Genomic DNA, 577 nt, shown 5'->3' on the forward strand with positions numbered 1-577 from the left:
CGCGGCGGCCGGTACGGCGTGCGCGCCCGGCGGGACCTGGGCGCCGGCCGGGGTGGGCGTGCCCGGCGGGACGGGCGTGTCGGCCGGTAGGCCATGGGCGCCGTGCGGGTCGGGGGTGCCGGTCGGGACCTGCGCGCCCGGTGGGACCTGGGTGTCGGCCGGCGTGGGCGTGCCCGGCGGGACGGCGGCGTCAGCCGGTACTGCATGGGCGCCGTGCGGGACAGGGCCTCCGGTGGGGACCTGGGTGCCCGGCTGAACCGGAGCGCCGTTCGGCACCTGGGCACCGTTCGGAACCGGGGCACCCGGCGGGACGGGGCCGCCGGGCGGGACGGGGAGCGGGTGTGGCTGCGGCGGGGTGTGGTCGGCGCCCGGGTCCGTACGTATGGCGTCGTGGCGGCTCTCGTCGAGTGGTGCGCCGACCCGACCCTGGCCTTCCGCCTGCGGCTGACCCTGTACCTGTACCCGCGCCTGCGCCTGCCCCGCCGGACGGTCTGCCGCTGCGGGCGGCAGCGCGAAGGGCGCCCGGGCCGTGCCCTCCGCCGGTGCGGGGCGCTCCTGGCCGCCCGCGAGCGCGCGT

General features: G+C 80.9%; 1 protein-coding gene and 1 pseudogene. One reads left to right on the forward strand and one right to left on the reverse strand.

The window, feature by feature from the left end; all coding sequences use genetic code 11:
- Nucleotides 1–276, reverse strand: a pseudogene (locus tag FVS66_RS35390) (hypothetical protein); the annotation flags it as partial.
- A 114-nt stretch (nt 277–390) separates the two neighbouring features.
- Here FVS66_RS35390 and FVS66_RS35395 point away from each other — a divergent pair.
- Nucleotides 391–577 (forward strand): hypothetical protein (locus tag FVS66_RS35395; RefSeq protein ID WP_222946887.1); only part of this gene is annotated, 187 nt, incomplete at its 3' end.

Origin of the sequence: Streptomyces sp. TRM49041 (assembly GCF_008271805.1) — a bacterium.
In the GTDB taxonomy this organism is placed as follows: Bacteria; Actinomycetota; Actinomycetes; order Streptomycetales; family Streptomycetaceae; genus Streptomyces.